Source organism: Chitinophagales bacterium, assembly GCA_016787225.1.
Lineage (GTDB): Bacteria > Bacteroidota > Bacteroidia > Chitinophagales > JADJOU01 > CHPMRC01.
This window is the reverse complement of the sequence record JAEUUY010000006.1, coordinates 164,664-184,463: the sequence shown is the minus strand read 5'-3', so window position 1 is coordinate 184,463 and position 19,800 is coordinate 164,664. Positions and strand designations below refer to the sequence as shown.

General features: G+C 35.8%; 16 protein-coding genes. 1 reads left to right on the top strand and 15 read right to left on the bottom strand.

Annotation, left to right across the window (positions count from 1 at the left end):
- Window positions 1-41: 41 nt before the first annotated feature.
- From JNL75_01705 to JNL75_01675, 7 genes are all read right to left on the bottom strand, one after another.
- Window positions 42-2,309, bottom strand: a complete 2,268-nt coding sequence (locus tag JNL75_01705; protein MBL7788531.1) for an exodeoxyribonuclease V subunit gamma — start codon at window positions 2,307-2,309, stop codon at window positions 42-44.
- Window positions 2,310-2,542: 233 nt separating this feature from the next.
- A complete protein-coding gene (gene hisS, locus JNL75_01700; protein MBL7788530.1) occupies window positions 2,543-3,883 on the bottom strand; it encodes a histidine--tRNA ligase in 1,341 nt (446 codons plus the stop codon).
- Window positions 3,884-3,939: 56 nt separating this feature from the next.
- Window positions 3,940-5,112 carry a DUF2029 domain-containing protein gene (locus tag JNL75_01695; protein ID MBL7788529.1) on the bottom strand — a complete coding sequence of 391 codons (1,173 nt, stop codon included), beginning with the start codon at window positions 5,110-5,112 and terminating at the stop codon, window positions 3,940-3,942.
- Complete coding sequence (gene idi, locus JNL75_01690) at window positions 5,105-5,608, bottom strand: isopentenyl-diphosphate Delta-isomerase (protein ID MBL7788528.1); 504 nt, start codon at window positions 5,606-5,608, stop codon at window positions 5,105-5,107. Before idi ends, JNL75_01695 begins: the two co-directional genes overlap by 8 nt.
- 84 nt (window positions 5,609-5,692) lie before the next feature.
- Window positions 5,693-6,214 (bottom strand): gamma carbonic anhydrase family protein, encoded by a 522-nt coding sequence (locus tag JNL75_01685; protein MBL7788527.1) that lies wholly within the window; start codon window positions 6,212-6,214, stop codon window positions 5,693-5,695.
- 19 nt (window positions 6,215-6,233) lie between these two features.
- Window positions 6,234-7,754 carry an Ig-like domain-containing protein gene (locus tag JNL75_01680; protein MBL7788526.1) on the bottom strand — a complete coding sequence of 507 codons (1,521 nt, stop codon included), beginning with the start codon at window positions 7,752-7,754 and terminating at the stop codon, window positions 6,234-6,236.
- 102 nt (window positions 7,755-7,856) lie between these two features.
- A complete protein-coding gene (locus tag JNL75_01675) occupies window positions 7,857-10,106 on the bottom strand; it encodes an RNA-binding transcriptional accessory protein (protein MBL7788525.1) in 2,250 nt (749 codons plus the stop codon).
- A gap of 199 nt (window positions 10,107-10,305) precedes the next feature.
- On the opposite strand from JNL75_01675, the gene JNL75_01670 reads away from it, so the two are divergent.
- Window positions 10,306-11,001, top strand: coding sequence for a pseudouridine synthase (locus JNL75_01670; GenBank protein ID MBL7788524.1), 696 nt, complete (start codon window positions 10,306-10,308; stop codon window positions 10,999-11,001).
- Window positions 11,002-11,020: 19 nt separating this feature from the next.
- Here JNL75_01670 and JNL75_01665 read toward each other — a convergent pair whose 3' ends face one another.
- The 8 genes from JNL75_01665 to JNL75_01630 all read right to left on the bottom strand — a co-directional run bounded on the left by JNL75_01665 (window position 11,021) and on the right by JNL75_01630 (window position 19,794).
- Complete coding sequence (locus JNL75_01665) at window positions 11,021-11,983, bottom strand: endonuclease/exonuclease/phosphatase family protein (protein ID MBL7788523.1); 963 nt, start codon at window positions 11,981-11,983, stop codon at window positions 11,021-11,023.
- A 113-nt stretch (window positions 11,984-12,096) separates the two neighbouring features.
- Window positions 12,097-13,956 carry a tRNA uridine-5-carboxymethylaminomethyl(34) synthesis enzyme MnmG gene (mnmG, locus tag JNL75_01660; protein ID MBL7788522.1) on the bottom strand — a complete coding sequence of 620 codons (1,860 nt, stop codon included), beginning with the start codon at window positions 13,954-13,956 and terminating at the stop codon, window positions 12,097-12,099.
- Window positions 13,957-13,992: 36 nt separating this feature from the next.
- Window positions 13,993-14,454 (bottom strand): rRNA maturation RNase YbeY, encoded by a 462-nt coding sequence (gene ybeY, locus JNL75_01655; GenBank protein MBL7788521.1) that lies wholly within the window; start codon window positions 14,452-14,454, stop codon window positions 13,993-13,995.
- A gap of 1 nt (window position 14,455) precedes the next feature.
- Window positions 14,456-15,202: a hypothetical protein gene (locus JNL75_01650; GenBank protein ID MBL7788520.1), complete on the bottom strand. Its 747-nt coding sequence runs from the start codon at window positions 15,200-15,202 to the stop codon at window positions 14,456-14,458.
- A gap of 372 nt (window positions 15,203-15,574) precedes the next feature.
- Window positions 15,575-15,877, bottom strand: coding sequence for a YbaB/EbfC family nucleoid-associated protein (locus JNL75_01645; GenBank protein ID MBL7788519.1), 303 nt, complete (start codon window positions 15,875-15,877; stop codon window positions 15,575-15,577).
- Window positions 15,878-15,892: 15 nt separating this feature from the next.
- Window positions 15,893-16,915, bottom strand: a complete 1,023-nt coding sequence (locus JNL75_01640) for an anhydro-N-acetylmuramic acid kinase (protein ID MBL7788518.1) — start codon at window positions 16,913-16,915, stop codon at window positions 15,893-15,895.
- A 434-nt stretch (window positions 16,916-17,349) separates the two neighbouring features.
- On the bottom strand, window positions 17,350-18,627 hold the full coding sequence (locus tag JNL75_01635; protein ID MBL7788517.1) for an aldehyde dehydrogenase family protein: 1,278 nt from the start codon (window positions 18,625-18,627) through the stop codon (window positions 17,350-17,352).
- Window positions 18,628-18,735: 108 nt separating this feature from the next.
- The gene (locus JNL75_01630) at window positions 18,736-19,794 is read right to left on the bottom strand and encodes an alkane 1-monooxygenase (GenBank protein MBL7788516.1); all 1,059 of its coding nucleotides are present in this window, start codon (window positions 19,792-19,794) and stop codon (window positions 18,736-18,738) included.
- Between the last annotated feature and the right edge of the window lie 6 nt (window positions 19,795-19,800).

The following is a 19,800-nucleotide window of genomic DNA, read 5'->3' as shown; positions in this document are numbered from 1 at the left end:
CTACTCTACGCTGCGTCACGAATGACTGTTAATTACTAAAGTCAACTCACTATCTGTACTTTTGCATATTTTAGCATTATCTTCTTTATATTGCCATTGAAATCAATCGTGGCTATTTTCTTGTCTCCATCTCCTGAAATTTCTGTGATTTTTCCGTTGCCAAATTGAATATGTAAAATTTCCATCCCTGCTATGAGTTTGTCTGGACTATCTGCTACGAAGTTTTTAGCATCTACTGCAGATGCTAAATTAACCTGTCTTATTGTCTTGACCAAGGAATTAGGTTGGTATTGCAATGTTTTTTTCGCAAATGGATTTTGATCTAGTTCAGGGTTAGGCGCTCCTTTAAAGTCTATTATTTCCGAGGGAAGTTCTTTTAAAAATCGACTTGGTTCACTTGGGTTAATTTGACCAAATTTATACCGACTCGTCGCAAAACTTAGCATTAAATGCGACTCTGCGCGTGTCACAGCAACATAAAACAGCCTGCGCTCTTCTTCTAAGTCCTCTAAGGTATAGCTCGAACGCTGAGAAGGAAATAAATTTTCCTCTAAACCTACTAAATATACCGCCTTAAATTCCAGACCCTTTGAAGCATGGATGGTCATCAATTTAACAGAGGGCTTATCTTCAGTCTGTGTGTCTTTATCTGTAAGTAAGGTAACGGATTGTAAAAATGATCCCAGCGACTTATCGGTTGCCATTTCTTCATTTTCTATTACTTCATCATTTTCGACAAATTCTTTTATAGAATTCAATAGCTCCTGTAAATTCTCGTATCGACTCACGCCTTCTACTGACTTATCTGCATAGAGTTCTCCTAATAATCCGGATTGTTTTGCAATTTCTGTAGCTACTTCATGCGCGTTCCGTTCACTTTGCACTTGTTGCGCTCGAATCATAGTATAAAACTTTTCTATAGCTTCGGCCGTGCGACCTGTAACCACCTTATTTTCACTTATATTTTCTATGACATCCCATATCTTCATGTTATTACCAGAGGCATAAACCACCATTTTTTGAAAACTAGTGTCTCCTATACCTCTTAATGGATAATTGATAACACGTTTTAGTGCCTCTTCATCATATGGATTGACAATGAGTTTTAAATATGCTATTAAATCTTTGACCTCTTTTCGCTGATAAAACGAAATACCGCCATAAATAATATAAGGAATATTTTTTCTACGCAATGCTTCTTCAAAAGAGCGTGATTGAGAGTTGGTGCGATAGAGAATAGCCACATCCGCATAGGAAATTTGCTTGGTCATACAGAGATGAAATATATCATCTACTATTTGCTTGCCTTCATCATTGTCGGAAAACGTTTTAAGTAGTTTTATTTTTTCTCCTTGGCTATTCGATGTCCATATTGTTTTTTCTAGCTGATGCTGATTGTGCTTAATAATCTTGTTTGCAGCGTCTACGATGGTTTGTGTGCTTCGATAATTTTGTTCCAATTTAAAAACTTTGGTATCTGAATAGTCTTTTTGAAAACTCAAGATATTGTCAATACTCGCGCCGCGAAACGCATAAATGCTCTGACTATCGTCTCCTACAACACAAATATTTTGATAGACATCCCCCAACTTTTTGATAATTGAATATTGCGCGAAATTCGTATCCTGAAACTCATCCACCATTATGAACTGAAACTTGTGCTGAAATTCATAGAGCACTTCTGGGAAACGAACAATTAGTTCATAGAATTTCAACTGCAAATCGTCGAAATCCATCGCATTATTCTTAAAACATTTCTCTGAATAATGTCGAAACACATCTCCCATTCGTGGGCGATTGGCTTCTACATCCTCTGCTATCAAGTCTTCGCTAGTTGCGTAGAGTCGATAATTGATAAGATTATTTTTCAAATTGGAGATTCGACTATAGACATAATTAGCTTTGTACAAATCTTCATTCAATCCTAATTCCTTTACAATAGCCTTGATTACAGACTTGGTATCATCCGAATCATAAATACTAAAATTATTTGTATAGCCTAGCATGGAGGCCTTGGTTCTCAGTATTCTCGCGAATACACTATGAAATGTACCCATAAAAAGATTGCGCGCATCTGAACCTATTAATTTCTCAATTCGCTCCCGCATTTCCTTACTAGCCTTATTGGTAAAGGTTAATGCTAATATATTATATGGCTGGACTCCTTGTTCCATCATAAAGGCGATTCTATACGTCAATACTCTGGTCTTACCTGAGCCAGGTCCTGCATTGATCATTACGGGGCCTTCAAACTCCGTCACAGCCTGTCGTTGAATTTCGTTAAGTTCGTCTAAATAGTGCACTATTATTAATTATGAATTTATAATTCTAAATTTTGAATATTTGACTTGTAAAAATAGTTGAACTCTATTTAGTCTAGGATGGATTTTACCAACATTATACCAATCTTACATATTAAATAGTCCTAGTGTTTTATATGCATAGATTGGTAAATACCGTTGTGAATTGTGTTTAGTCCATTGGAGCGTAGCGTCCCGATAGCTATCAGGAGAACTATTACAGAATTCTAAACGGCATTAGATTATAAATAAGTCTGTATTTGATTGATATTTACTGTCGACTGAAGGCGTTGTTCTAGATCCTTAATAGTAACTTGCTTGCTATTAAATTCGTTTTCACCAATAATAATAGCATAGGTATAACCAGCCTTGTCTGCATAAGCGAGTTGCTTATCCATTTTAGCTATACTAGGATATAAATCTACGATTTTACCTGCGCCGCGAATTTCGCTTAGTAAAGAAAAATATTGGCTTGTCGCTGCCTCTGTCAAATTGAGTATCAGTGTCTTTTTTGCTTCAGAATTTTCAGGAAATCTCTTCAGTTCGGTCATAACATCAAAAACTCTATCTAATCCAAAGGAAATTCCTATTCCCGATATGTCTCGCAAACCAAATATTTCCGTTAAATTATCATAGCGACCGCCACCACCGATGCTTCCATAAGCCATTTCTGCAGAAACCACCTCAAGAACTGTACCAGTATAATAGTCTAATCCTCTGAGTAGTTTAAGGTCGAATTTTAGGTTTTCTGATTGCGCATGTGTGAAAATATATTTGAGCTCGGTGAGACCTTCCGTCAATTTTGAATTTTCAATTTTGAATTTTGAATTGAATTCGTCAAGAGTTTGAACAGACAGAATATTTAATAACTTGTTTGTTTTTTCTTCACCTATGATTTGTGCTAACTCTTCTTTTACCTTTTCTTCTCCAATTTTATCCCATTTGTCGAGAATGGTCGAAACCAATGTTATATTACTTTCTTCTATACCAATTTCCTCACATATTCCATTGTATATCTTTCTATTATTTATCCTTATTTCAACTTTTAGCTTAAGTTCTTGAAATACCGTTAGGAACAGAGAGGCCATTTCCACATCGCCTACCAGTCCTTTGGAGCCGACGATATCAGCATCGCATTGAAAAAACTCTTGATAGCGACCTTTTTGAGGTCTATCCGCCCTCCAAACAGGACCTATCACATAACGCTTAAATGGAAAAGTCAAATCATTCTGATACTGAGATACGAAACGAGCAAGAGGAACGGTATGGTCATAGCGAAGGCCTTTGGAAGAGATTTCTTGGGTAAGCTTTCCAAACTGAATAGGCTTAGTCTCTAAAATTTTTAATCCCTTTTCATCTAGATATTCACCTGAATTCAAAATTTTGAATAACAGTTTATCCCCTTCCTCGCCATATTTTCCTTGAAGGGTTTCTAATCGTTCAAATACCGGATTATAGATTGATTGAAAACCAAATAACTCAAAGTGTTTTCTCATGACACCAATGATGTATTCGCGTTTTCGATTTTCCTCGGGCAAAAAGTCTCTAACGCCTTTAGGGTTTTGTGGTTTGATTTTTAACATGGGGCGAAATTAAGGATTTTGTAGATAAATAGAATTATTTACATTGGAATATTTGTCTAGGTGTTGACTAGTTGAGGTATTGATTTGCCGAAAATTTTCTGCTTTCTATATGATTGCGCTAAAACATAAAACCACAAAAGAACGGGCATTAGAGCTCGAAATCCCCTAGCGTGAAGTATTTCCTGTTTAAACTCTTCAGGATAACCTGTTATGGAAGGAATAGCAGTAAAAAGCATGTAGCATACTAAAAATAAATAGCTCATAACCGTTTTTTTCTTTTCTATTAAATTCCACCACAGGGCCACAGCCGTTGACGAAATTATAATTGTAGGCGATTCTGAACTACTATTAAAAATGAAACAAGACAAGATCCCAAGAACCAACAATTCATATTTTAGGTTTTTAAAATACCAGTTTTTAACAAAGAGTGGGAATAATGAGAAGATTCCAAAAAGTAAAAAAAGCCATGTTGAAAAATTTATATAGTTCAAGTTTTTTCTAAACAATCCTGGCAAGGAATAATCTATCATAGAATTCGACTGGCAGTTCAATGAATCTTTTAGCTGAAGTGCCTTAAACCATTCATAATAAGAGTTTAAAGTATAATCAAGATTTGAGAAAATCGCAGGCAAAAAAACTGCTAAAAACAAACCAAAAACAAAGCCAAAAATAAACTTCTTTTCAGGCTTTTGAGAAAAAAACAAAAGGGTTACTACTGGAAAAAGTTTTATTGTAGAGAAAAAACCCGCTATAGACCCGGAATGAAAAAATCGGTGCCGCTCTATGAATATAAATGACAAAACAATAATACCCACCATGGCATTTGTGATTTCAAAAGATAACCCCGAAATGTATATGTCCTGGAAGCAAATAAATATCCACGAATAATAAAATCCCTTTTTATTATCGAAGATCTTATCCATAGCATAGATATACAAAAGACCATTAAAAACCACCCACAAAACTTTATCGACATGAAAATAAATCTGAGAAAAAGGAGCGACTATGAGAGAAAATGCAGGTCCATACAATAAAAAATCAAAATATTCCTCAGGATAAGCATTGTGTAATGGAAGCATTTCTATGAAATGAAAATAGGCTCCCTGAAAAATTTTAAAGTTGTTTTGATAATTTTTTGCCGTAAGGGCTCCAATAACAGCCAAGGTTATAGCTATGGAAATGCTAATTCTTCTTTCATTATTTATAAAAAACGCTGTTTTGTTATTCAAATTTTTTCAATATCTCTTTAAACCAAAAACTAAACTTTTCTGGCTCATTTTCAATCTCTTGGGACAAACTGTCTAAAGCTATCCATCTAATAGATTCAATCTCATCGGGGTTGAATGGAACATCTCCATCATAGATACCTTTATATACTACATCGTATTCATGTTCGATAAGACCTGTTTGTTCATCTTGTGCTTTATATACAAAGCGATATATTTCTTCTAATGAACATCTTATGTTTAGCTCTTCCTTTAATCTTCTCTCGGCGGCTTCCTGAAAACTTTCATTTTCTCGTGGATGTGAACATACCGCATTGGACCAGATCAGAGGCCAATGATATTTAGTCTTAGCTCGCTGTTGAATCAGCATTTCGCCCTGGGAATTGTATAAAAGAATACTAATAGCCCTATGAAGCATACCTTTTTCATGTGCTTCTATTTTGGGCATCAATCCCATAACTTCATTTTCCTCATTAACCAAAACTACGCTTTCTTCCATTTGCTATATTTTTTCGACAAAGGCTCTAAGACACATAAATCACTTTAAATTTTTATCTAATTTCTAATATCTCAAATCTATCTTCTAATTTTTTTTAAACCAAGAGCTGTACATGACATAATTATTCGAAATTCTTTCTAGAGTATCTTTTTGTAATTCTTCGTTGATATCTTTAATTTTTCTTGCCGGAACACCCGCCCACACTTCGCCAGATTTTATATGAGTACCTTCGGTAACGACTGATCCTGCACCAACGATAGAATTAGACTCAACAATTGCGTTATCCATTACAATAGCCCCCATCCCAATTAAGACATTATCGTGAATGGTACACCCATGGACTATAGCTCTATGGCCTATCGATACATTATTGCCGATGTTTGTGGGGCATTTTTGATAGGTGCAGTGAATGACGGCTCCATCCTGTACATTGACTTTATGACCCATTTTGATATAATGCACATCGCCACGCACGATTGCATTAAACCATACGCTGCATTCTTCTCCCATTTCCACCTCGCCCACTATAGTACAATTGGGTGCTATAAAGCACGATTTCGGAATATTTGGCGATTTTCCTTGGACAGGCAAGATAATAGCGGACATATATTTCTAACTTTTGTGGTTAAGGGCTTGTAATTTTTAGCAAATAATCTGTTTTTTTGGGTTCCAACTTAATGGTTTCTCGGTACAACTGTTCTGGTTGTATATCCTTTTCTATGTCTCCTGTGGTCCATAGTCCATCGTTGTTCATGTCTATAAGAATATCGAACTTCAATTCATCTCCATATACATTGTTAAGTTTCAGTTTCGCTTCTTTTGCTATCGGTATCCATTCATTATCAATAATCTGAAACAATTTAGCTTTTTTATTTGAAGCTAGATTCGGATCTAGGGTTATGGTTAATTCTTTATAATATTTTTCCTTCGGAAAGGTTGTTATTGTTTGGGTTAGAGGTAAATTATATCGAGCGGAAGAATATATCGCTTGGCTATCTATTATTAATTGATATTCTTGACCTAAATCTAATCCTAAGATTAAAAGTTTGTTTTTGTGTATAGAAAATTGCGATTTATTATTCAATGCTTTTGATTTTAGTTTGATTCTTGTGGTATCTATTTTGGTAATAAGTGCATTAAAGTGAATTTTTACGGTGTCCGCTGGAACTAGCTCCGTGCTTCGAGATTCAATTTTTGATAATTTTTCAATATATTTACTGGGTTTATTTGCCGCTAATTCTAAAGTTTCATATTTGTCTAATCCGTGTCTTATCCTAAGCGATTGTGCGGAAACACTCGTTTTTACAATTAACTTAAAATGACGGGGGCTTAGTTTTATCAATTCGTTTTCTAAATCTAACAGCTGCGGAAAAAAAATATCTTCACTTGCTGTAATATCGTATTCGGTTGTGCTAATAGGAGTTACAAAGAAATTCGTTTTCTTTTGGTTTTGCTGAAAAAGCTTGATTTTATGGTTTGTTCCCGCCTTGTGGGGTTCATTTAAAAATCCTATGGCCTCTGTTTTTTCCCAAGTCATATTCATGTTAGAATCCACAAAAGCATATACATAAAATGGCTCTTGAGTTAAACTGTAAAAATCTGACAAGCCATTTGACGCATTGGCAACATATTTATAATTTTTACCAAAAAAATCAGATTTGTTTTTCACTAAACATACCTTGGTCATATCACTAGACAGGCCTGTCTTAGCATCGTTTACAGTTACCAATAGTTTTCCCGAATCCAATCTGGGTCCTGTACTAAATGTTAATCTATAATTTGAAATTAAGTTGCCTTCATTAAAATCCTTAATGGCATTGTTAAAATCTATGGTGTAGGTTGTATTCTGCTTGAGCCCTTCTTCAAAGTTTAAAACCACCTTTTTTCCTATCACATTCGTTTTTGGCTTTATAATGGAATACGGAGAGACCGAAATGTTTGTTTGCGGTGTATTGAGCTCAACGAACTCATTGAAATGAAGGACAATTTTATTGTCTGAAAAGTTAACTGACTTATTTTCAGGAAAAGCTTTGATAATTTCTGGTGGTGTGGTATCTTTCGGTCCACCGCTTGGCATAACAATGGTAGCACAAGAATAAATCAAGAGCAGAAAACAAAAGACAAAGAGTTTAATTGTAAATTTCATCTCGTCTAGCAAAGGTAGTTGAAAGTTGAAAGTTAAAAGTTAAAAGTTTGAACAAATTTTTGTTTCTGTTCTTCTAGCTTTGAAATTACTGAATTCTAAAAATTACTTCAACTTGTTTTTCAATGCTAATAGTTTAGCCTGAAAATCATCTACCGGCTCATCTTTTTTCTTCTGCACAGTCTTATTGGTTTTAGTTGAAGTTTGATAATTCGATTTTTGGTTTTCACCTTTCATCGATAGAGAGACACGATTGCGAGCGATATCTACTTCTGTTACCGACACCATCACTTTTTGACCCAGCTTGACTACCTCATTGGGATCCGAGATGAAATTGTGGCTCATCTGTGAGATGTGCACCATGCCATCTTGCTTAACCCCAATATTGACAAACGCGCCAAATTTAGTGATATTGGTTACTATCCCAGGCAGGGTCATTCCTTCTCGCAAATCATCAATAGTAGAAATTCCGTCAGCAAATCGAAACTCCTCAATAGGCGAACGAGGGTCGCGACCTGGTTTTTCGAGTTCCTTTAAAATATCATTCAAGGTAAATAGTCCTGTTGTATCTGAAATATAGGCACTAGGTTTGATTTTCTCTCTTATTTCTTTATTTTGAATAAGTTCTGCTATACTACAGCCTTGATCCTTAGCCATTTTTTCTACGATATGGTAGCTTTCTGGATGTACCGAACTATTATCCAAAGGGTTTGCCGCTTTCGGTATTCTCAAAAATCCTGCACATTGTTCAAAAGCCTTAGTTCCAAGCAAGGCCACTTTTTTCAATTCCTGACGGGTTTTGAATGCACCATTCGATACTCGATACTCGACAATATTCTTGGCAGTAGAGGCCGTTAATCCTGACACATAAGACAAGAGATGTTTACTAGCAGAATTGACATCTACGCCTACAAAATTTACACAACTCTCCACTACCGCATCTAGGGAAGCCTTGAGTTTGGGTTGATTGACATCATGCTGATACTGACCTACGCCGATACTCTTAGGGTCAATTTTTACTAGCTCACTCAAGGGATCCAGCAATCGACGACCTATACTGATAGAACCTCGGACGGTCACATCTTCGTTGGGAAATTCTTCGCGCGCTACTTCGCTCGCCGAATAAATAGATGCGCCACTTTCATTGACCATAAAGATAGAAACATCTTTACCAAAATCGATACTGCGAACTAAGGCTTCTGTTTCTTTGCTGGCAGTGCCATTGCCATAACCAATGGCTTCAATATCATATTTATCCACCAGATGCATGAGCATGTTTTTGGCTTCGCTCCATTGGTTTTGGGGAGCATGGGGAAATATAGTTTCATATTTGAGAAAACTGCCATACTTGTCGAGACACACAACCTTGCATCCTGTTCGGAATCCCGGGTCTATCGCCATTACTCTTTTCTGACCTAGAGGTGACGCCAATAATAACTGGCGAAGGTTTTCGGAGAATACATTGATGGCTTCTTCATCTGCTTTTTGCTTGCTTGAAAGTCTAAATTCTGTTTCGATTTGCAATTTTAATAATCTGGCATAACCATCTTCTATAGCCTCAGCCACATGATCGGCGGCAGGAGTTTGGTTTTTGATAAAAATATGCTTGAGGCTAGCTTCGGCTATTTCTGGGGAAATACTAATATCCATAGCCAATATGCCTTCTTTTTCTGCTCGGCGAATAGCCAGCAATCTATGTGATGGACATTTCGCCAGCGGTTCGTCAAATTTGAAATAGTCGCGGTATTTCTGAGCTTCTTCCGTTTCTTTTTTGGTGGAAACAACTTTGGAACTCAAAATAGCGCCATCTGCGAAATGCTTTCGTATGATATTTCTGGCGCGCGCATCTTCGGTTATCCATTCTGCTATTATGTCTCTAGCGCCTTGGAGTGCTTCGTTGCTATCTTTTACCTGTTCGTTAATAAATTTTTCTGCTTCCGATACGGTGTCAAAATTCTCTTGTTCATATATCTTTTTTGCCAAGGGTTCGAGGCCTTTTTCGATAGCCATTGTCGCTCGTGTTTTGCGCTTTGGTTTATAAGGCAAATAAATATCCTCCAATATGGTGGCGTTCATGCAACCTTCAATTTTGGATTGGAGCTCGGGGGTTAGTTTCCCTTGTTCATCGATACTTTTGAGTATGGCGATTTTGCGTTTGTCTAGCTCGGTATAATAGGCGATTTTTTCTACGACGTCGGCTATTTGCACCTCGTCGAGATTGCCTGTAGCTTCTTTTCGATAACGTGCGATAAAGGGAATGGTGCAGCCTTCGTCCACCAATAATGATACCTGCTGGACTTGACGCTCTGAAATGGATATTTCTTTTGAAATGTGTAAAATATAATTGGACTCCACTGAAAAATTTTGAAGAGCGAATGTAGGAAAAATAGAGACAATTTGAGTTAGTTTTCTGTGAGGTTTTGTGTTATACACAGAGATTCACAGAGTTTTCTATGAGTTACACAGAGTTAAGGTGTGGAGCTCTTTGTGCCTTCGCGTTTTGGAGGCGAAATAAAACCTTATTTGTTTAATCTACCTTAGTTTTGCAGAACTTATGTCGGTCAGCATCAATAAATATATAGGTTCGTCGGGATACTGCTCACGGAGAGAGGCCGATGTGCTGATCGACGATGGTCGGGTAATGATCAATGGTCGCTTGGCTATGAAATCTGACCTCGTTTATGACGGCGACGAGGTACGTGTGGATGGACTGCACCTTAAGCCAAAAAAGAAATTTACTTATATCGCTTTTAATAAACCTATCGGCATAACCAGCACCACCGATCTCAAGGACAAAACCAATATTATCGATTTTATCAATCACCCCAATCGTATATATCCGATAGGACGGCTAGACAAAGATAGCAGCGGACTTATCTTGCTCACCGACGATGGCGATATCGTAAATCATATCTTGCGGGAAGAAAACTATCACGAAAAAGAATATCTCGTCTATGTCCGGCAAACCATTCAGCCTGACTTCGCACGACTTATGAGTGCTGGCACCATGTATATCGATGGCGTCAAGGTCAAGCCCTGCAAGGTTAAAGTGCTATCCAAGCATAGCTTCAAAATAACCCTGACCCAAGGCCTCAACCGCCAAATCCGCAAAATGTGCTCCAAGCTAGGCTATACCGTTTATGAGCTCCAGCGTGTGCGCATTATGCACATAGCACTAGGAAACCTCAAGATAGGGAAATGGAGAAATCTGAGTGAAGTGGAGGTGAAGGGTTTGATGGGAAAGGGATAATTCTAATTAACAATCTTCATCACAACTTAAACTCCACCCATAGCGGGTAATGGTCTGACATCATAAAGGATAGTGCTTGTTTAGCTAATTTTCGATTGGCGAGGGCCTTGCCTACAAAATCATAATTGCCTCCCGTTTTATAAGTCATAGATAGATTGGGAACTTTTTTAGCATTATTAAACCAAGCTATCTGATCATAATACTTCGTTTCATCAAAGATAGAGCGTGTGACGGTTTCGTTTTGTAGCTCTTTGGGGATAAACAAACCTTCCGAAATAAAAGTATCATTTAATAAATCGCCTCTCTTTTCTATATTAAAATCGCCAAGACAAATTAAATTTTGGTGAAAGACATTGACATTTTTTGCCCAGTCTGCCATCCATTTTGCTATGCCTTTCAGCTCCTTGATTCTATCTTTAGAAGCTTTGCCATAGAGTATGTGCAGTGTGACCAATATGAATGTTTGATGGTTTGATTTAAAGCTTACTCCATAGGGTGAGCGCACGAATTGTTCTGTCAGCGCATCTTCGGAGGCAATTTTCATCCATTCTTGTGGCACAACCAGTTCACATGCCAAGCCAGACATTTTCACTCTACGCATATCGAAAATATAACCCATGCGTTCATCATTGCCTGCATCGCCGCGATTGACATCCGTAATGATAAACGCCCAATGTTCACCTAGAACCTTCATCAAATCTCTAAGAGATTTCAGATTGCCTTTGATTTCTTGAATGGCTATCACATCAAATCGTTTGATGATTTCTGCAATGCAGAGCAAAGAATGAAAATCTCTTTTGGGGCTATCATTGGCAGCAGAGCGCTCCTTTTCAGTGATATCTCCAAAACCACGAATGTTCCAAGTGGCAATAAGGAGATTTTTATCTAATACTTTGGGTGGAATTTTAAGATCTAAATCATCGGATAAAAGCTTTAAATCTTCTAGTGTCGCCGGGGATGGCGTGTCTAAAATCTGTTTCATTGGTTCTAATTTATGTTGTGGCTAAGGTAGATAATTATCAAAATAGTTTTAAATAAATATTTTCTCTCATCAGACATTGAAAATCAGTATTTTATAACTAAAACCAAGAAAGGCTATCTCCCAATATGCACCATCAATATAGCGATATCACTAGGATTAATTCCGGATATGCGCTTAGCGGCTCCTAGGGTTTTAGGTCTTATCTTAGATAATTTCTGACGAGACTCCGTGGATAGTGAATTCACTTTTTCATAATTAAAACTCTCTGGAATAATGAGCCCCTCAAGGTTAAGCGACTTCTGGGCGGTGTCTTTTTCCTTGGCTATATAACCCTGATATTTATGTTCGATGACGGCTGATTCTAGTGCCGAAGCAGAAAACTTTTCAAAAGCTTGTTTGACCTTTTCTATCTCCATAAAATCTTCGATACCCAGCTCAGGACGAGTGAGAATCATTCCTAGAGGCATTTGCTGTTTGAGCTCCGTGGAATTTGTTTTTTCGAGTACTGGGCGAACTTCATCTGGATTGAGTTTGATCTCTCCGAATAAAGATATACATTTACTTATTTCCTCTTTGCGTTTTTCATAATTTGCTATCCTCTCTTGGCTGGCCAATCCAAGCTCTCTCCCTATCGGTGTCAAGCGCTGATCCGCACTGTCACCTCTTAATAAAATTCTATACTCGGCTCTACTGGTAAACATTCGATAAGGCTCATCCGTACCTTTATGAACCAGGTCATCGATTAATACCCCTATATAACTCTCATCTCTTTTAAGCACAAGAGGTTCTCTATCATCTAAAAATCTAGTAGCGTTTATTCCTGCAATGAGTCCTTGACCACCTGCTTCCTCATAGCCCGTCGTTCCATTTATTTGTCCTGCAAAATAAAGACCCTTGATTAATTTCGTCTGAAGAGAATTATCCAACTGCATAGGAGGAAAATAGTCATACTCTATAGCATATCCCGGCCGATACATTTTAGCATTTTCGAATCCTGGTACTAAACGTAAAGCTTTAAACTGCACATCATAAGGCAATGATGTAGAGAATCCATTTACATATATTTCATTTGTATTCCAGCCTTCAGGCTCTACAAAAATCTGGTGTCTTTCTTTGTCCTCAAAGCGATTAATCTTATCTTCGATACTTGGGCAATATCGTGGCCCTACTCCTTCGATACTTCCATTGAACATAGGACTTCTATCAAATCCTTCTTTAAGAGCCTCGTGGACTTTATCATTGGTGTAGGTTATCCAGCAACATCGCTGCTCTTTAGGCTTTTCTATATTCATAAAAGAAAATCCGTCTATAATAGGATCACCATCCTGAATTTCCATTTTTGTATAATCTAAACTCCTTCCATCAATTCTCGGGGGGGTTCCTGTCTTCATTCTACCACTTTCAAAGCCTAAAGAAAGGAGTTGTTCAGTAATTCCCGTTGCTCTTGATTCAGCAGCTCTACCACCACCAAATTGTTTATCACCTATATGAATTAAACCATTTAAAAAAGTTCCGTTTGTAAGAACAACGGACGGAGATTCTATCTCAATACCCAATTGTGTTTTGACTCCACAAACTCTATCACCTTTGACAATAAGTCCAGAAACCATTTCCTGATAGATATCAAGATTAGGAGTGTTTTCTAAACTATACCGCCATAATGAAGCAAATAGATTTCTATCATTTTGAGTTCTCGGACTCCACATTGCTGGTCCCTTACTTCTATTAAGCATACGAAATTGAATCATAGATTTATCTGAAATGATTCCAGACATACCTCCTAGAGCATCTATTTCTTTTACAATTTGTCCTTTTGCTACGCCACCCATGGCAGGGTTACAAGACATCTGTCCGATGACTTGCATATTCATTGTGACGAGTAAGGTCTTTTTACCAATAGTAGCTGCTGCATAAGCTGCTTCACAACCTGCATGCCCTGCACCTACTACTATGACATCATATTTATCAAACATATTTTTATATGTTCCACGTGGAACGTTTAATTTACTTTAATAATGATTATCGCACATGTTCCACGTGGAACATCTTTTCTTTAAATAATTCAAAAATTTATCTTCTTGCTTTCTCATCTCTTTCTTTTCATTTTTTGTTTCGTCATTAAATCCAGATAGGTGTAAAAAACCATGAATTAAAACCCTATTAATTTCGTCTTTTAAAGAAACTTGGTATCTTTTTGCATTCTTCCTAACTTGCTTTATAGAGATATAAACATCTCCAGTTAATTCACAATCATTATTAGATACATCGAATGTTAATATATCAGTATTGTAATTATGATTTTTAAAATCCCTATTCATCTTTATTTGATCTTTACTAGAAAGAAAATTATAACATATATTTACCGTTCTATTTCCACAACGTTTCCTTACATATCTAGATAAATCTCTTTTATTTATCAGTTCTAATACTTGCTTTTTATGTTTTGACTTTATAAAATTAAAAACTAACATACTAGAAAAATAAATATTTACCACTATCATCTATCTCTATGGTAGGCAACTGTCTTTTTCTATCGAAATAGTCATATCCCTCCTTTAAATTAGTCCAGAAATCTAAAATATCTAGTCTACCACTAAAATAATCCTTCTTCATTTTATTAAAATTATTTACTGATAACTTAGTAGGAAAAATATGAATAGGAATAACTTCTTGACCGACAGATTTCGAATAGAGGTTAATTAAATAAATGGATTCAATTAAATCATCTGTCATAGGTAGGCAACCAATAGTCTCACAACCACCATGTATATATATATCTCCTCCTAATTCACCCTGTGCCCCTAATATGCTATCACTTTTATTTGGATAAGAAACTTTTAATGAAAGATGATATTTACTTTGAGGATTAAAATTTTCAATGGTATAAAATCCCTCTGGTATTTGTAAATCTCCTTGCTTTCTCTTAGGACCTAAGTCACCGATAGTTTCACATATAGGTAGCGATTTTATCATTATATATTTACCGCTATCTCCAGAGAAAGCCCATAGCTCAAGCACTTTATTCCATTTAAACGCTCTCCAAAAAATTCTATTAGATGGAAATTTTATATTCTTATCTATAAACCATGTTTCTATTGTTGTATATTTTTTCATATTGGCTGAAGCAACACGTGGCTGTTGTAATTGATTGGTAAACCAATCCTGAGCAGTAAACGAGTTCGACATAACGATGAAGAAAAGGATAAAAAAAAATTTCATTGGACAAAATTAACAAGCTATACAATAAAAATAATTTATTTTTTTAAATAAGAAAAATTAGGTATTATTATTAGGAGTGTGTATTTATGGATAATTTCTTGTTTTAACTATTGACTTTTTCATAAGGAACAAAATAAATAAGTTATTCAACAAAGTATTAAAAATTAAAATATTGATAATTAAATTATAAGAGAAGGTTATATACAAATGTGAATTAAATAAATAAGAATAAGTTTTATTTCGTTAATTGTGAGTTAGAGATAAAAAAGTTAACATACTAATGCAAAGAATAGGGGAAAAATAACTACAAAATTCAAAGCTCAACAGGCCATGTTAATTTCTTTATATAAATCCATATTTTGTCCACGCATATTAACCGAAAATATTCATTCCTGGTATATCAGGTACAACCTTTTTTAATTCACTGATAATAAAGGATTCTGATTCTTTTAGTGACTTTTGAAGGGTTTCTTTCAAAATAATTTCTTGGTCAGACTTAGATAATTTAGAAAAATCATCGTGTAGAGAAAGAGAAGTAATATCTTTTTTACCATTTGTGGTTATAGTCACTAATTGTTTTTCATCAGAAATTGTGAAAGATTTTTCTTGTACGGTTTCTTTCAACTTAGCAGCTCTTTCTTTGATTTCACTGAATTTAGATAGAATGTCAAACATGTTTAAAATTTTATATTAAGGGTTATAAATATTTCCGCAAATTGTATTTTCTCTTGCACCAGTCACAGAAGCCAAAACGTTGAATTTATTCTCTAAAAATCGAACACCGATCAAGGACATAGCCAAGGCTTCTTTGTAATCTATTAGATGACTATCGATGGATAGGAGGTTTAATCCTTTTTCTTTTAATAATTCTAAAAGAAAGACGTTATGAGCACCGCCTCCAGTAATTAATATAGAGCGAGAGTCTGGGATAAAAAATAAAATTTGATCAACAATATGCTGGTAAAATGTTCTCAGGATATCGTATTCAGATAGTTTGCTTTTTTCACAGATAGCAATTATTTCTTGTGAAAAACTATTGTCTAAACTCTTAGGAAAAGGGGAATGAAAAAACGAAACCTGGTTCAACGAGTTTCGTAAATTCTGATTAATATTACCTTTTTTAGCTAGCTCGCCGTTTTTATCATAAGAGAAACCAAGCTTTTCGGCAAAAAAATTAATCACCTGATTACAAACACCAATATCAGAGGAAATAATAGATTCCTCTTGTTTTATGGAAATATTCATAATACCACCCAGATTGAGACAATATTTTATCTCTGGAAAAAAAAGCAAATCACAAATTGGAACAATGGGGGCTCCTTGACCACCAGCTGATACATCGCGTTCTCGAAGATTGGTAATCGTGCGATAACCAGAAGAAACGGCCAAGGATTGACCAGAACCTATTTGTTTCGTGATACCTTTATCGGGGAAATGAAAAGCTGTATGTCCGTGTGAACTTATGAAATCGAGTTTTATAATATTCTTTTTCGCTATAAATTCTTTGCATTGTTTACCCATCCATTGACCAAAATTATGGTCAAGAAGAGCTAAATTCTCCTCTGATAGGTCGCGACAATTTTTTAATTGAAGATAAAGAGAAGAAGAAAAAGGTATAGTAGTCCCAGAGAGAATTTTATAAGAATATTTATCATCTGACACCTCTATAGAAGAATAACAAATATCAAGACCATCCAAAGATGAACCCGACATAAGACCTAGAGAATAATAAAGCGGCATAGTTATTAGAAGTGCAAAGATAGGTTTGTTAATAAGAAAATTAAACGTAAAAAGTTTAAAAGGTATAGAATATCATACTTAATTCGCAAATGCTTTCTCAGCATGCCATCTACGTTTATTCTATTTTCTTTACTTTTTTGCGTCAAGGCAAAAAAGTAACAAAAAAAGTCAAGCCCTAACACTGCGAAGCCTAAAATTGTCTTCCTCTGAGCTAAAATTTCAAATTTCGTCGTTCCTCCTCTTGAAATTTTTACGCTCTTCCGTCGCAATTTTTACGGCTTCTCCGTTATGGGCGATCCCCAAAGTTCAACATCTAAGCTCATTTGCGAAACATCTGAGATATTCTAAAAAGGTATTATAAATATTAGGTTAGGTATAATATGTTGCTAATAATTGATTAGCTATAGTCAAAAACGGAAAACACCTTTTATCCAGTTGAAAAGTTTATATGGAGGATATCGAAAAGTCAAATCAATCCAATTGTAGGATCGCACAATACCGCGGGAATGAGAGAAAGCAAGAAAACCAGCTTTGCCATGGTAATGTCCCATACCGCTGGCACCAACACCACCAAAGGGTAAATTTTTATTTGAAAAATGAATTACCGTATCATTTACACATGCTCCACCAGATGGAAAACGAGCCAAAATTTTTCTAGCCCAAGAAGATGAACCAAAAACATAAAGCGATAAAGGCTTTTCTTTGGGATATAGGGATTCAAGATCCCTATCATTTTCATAGATAAGAACAGGTAAAATAGGGCCGAAAATTTCCTGGGACATAGAAAGGCTATCAGGACTAATAGGATATAGAATCGTGGGAGAAATATACAGGTTAGATATATCAGACTTACCACCATAATAAATTTCATTTTCATTTAGCATTCTTTTTAATCTCTCCCAAGCAATATCGTTGATAATCCTGCCATAGAAAGGAGATTCTGCGCTATCATTGGTATAAAACTTTTCAATCTCAGATGTAAGAATAGGTAGAAAATCACCAACAATATCGTTGTGTACGATTAGATAATCGGGCGCAATGCAGGTTTGCCCGGCATTGATGAACTTTCCCCAAGCAATACGTCGAGCTGCTAGAGTTAAGTTAGCCGTTTTATCTACTATACAAGGACTTTTTCCTCCCAGTTCTAAGATAACTGGGGTTAGATTTTCTGCTGCTGCAGCCATGACTTTTTTCCCAACAGTAGTGCTACCAGTAAAAAAAATCAAATCAAAAGGAAGCCTCACTAGTTCCTCACTGACAGCTTTATCTCCTTCTATAAAACAGACATAGTTGGAGTCGAAACAAGTAGATATTATCTTATGAATAACTTTATTCGTATGAGGGGTGTGTTCGGATCCCTTTACAGTAGCGCAGTTTCCTGCACCAATAGCGGCAACCAGTGGTAAAAATGCTAGCTGAAAGGGATAGTTAAATGGAACAATAATGAGACAAATACCAAGAGGGTCGTATTGGATATAACTACGAGAAGGCAATAAATAAAAAGGGGAAAAAACGGATTTTTCTGAAGACCAAGAATTAAGTTTGGAAATGAATAAATCAATTTCGTTTAAAACCAATCCAACCTCTGTAAAAAAACTTTCTTGCTTAGATTTATGTAGGTCTAAAAATAGGTTTGTATAAATATCATCCTCATTTGCCAAAATGGCGGACTTTAGTTTTTTCAATTGGTGCTTTCTAAAGTCAATGTCTTTAGTTTTTTGACTGGAGAAAAACAGTTTTTGGTCATAAAAAATAGAATTTTGTGTTTTTTCTTCCATAATTGTAAAATACAACTATCCTAGTAAAGATTGAAATTTTTGATTTTTATAGGTGTCGAGTCGTTTGTGAATCAGAAAAAACCACAAAGGAGGAATGGTGCTTAATAACATCATGCCAGGATAGCCGGTAGGCATTTGTGGGCTATCATCAAAATGTCGTAAAATTTGATATTTTCGTGTCGCTATATAATGATGATCAGAATGACGTGAGAGCTCGAATAGCAAAATTCTTCCAATAGGATGATTTGAATTCCAAGAGTGGGCGGGCATAGTTCTTTCATAATGACCACTTGGCTTTAGTTTTCTTCGAAGTCCGTAATGTTCAATATAGTTCACTGTTTCTAAAAGAAAAACACCGATAAACGCAGCGGCTAAATATGCTAGCAGTGTTTTAACGCCAAATACCAAATAGATAAAACATAAAAAACCAAGCTGAATGAGCGAAAACCAGATCATTTTGTTTTGAAAAGAAAAAAACATAGCACCCTTGCGCTTAAGAAGTTCAGCTTGAATTTTCCACGCTGAAATATAACCAGTAAATATCGATCGAAGGTGAAAGACATAAAGAGACTCACCCCGTTTAGCAGAAGCGGGGTCCATGTCGGTCGACACATTTTGATGATGACCATAATTGTGCTCAATAAAGAAATGCATATACATCGATGTCAATAACAAAGCTTGACTCATAGCTTTTTCATACCAAGAAACTCGATGACCTAGTTCGTGCGCGACATTGATGCCTAAAATACCGCAAGCCAGTCCCATAGAAAGGATTTTCCCGATGATTAAATAGGTTTCTGTTGTTTTATCAATGGTAAAAAGGAAATAAAAAACTAATGTAAACTGACAAGGAAGAAATAAATAAACCACCCAATCATAAAATTTAGATGAACCTTCGGAGACTTCTTGCTCTACAGAAAAATTGGAATCATCGGCGACAGAGAATAATTCTAACAAAGGAATTATGCCGAAAAGAAAGACAAGGGCAGTAAAAACAAATATAGAATTTGACCACAAAGAAAATCCAATGATTGCAGGGATAAAGAAACTAAATAAATATTTATATTTTGTCAAGTGTAT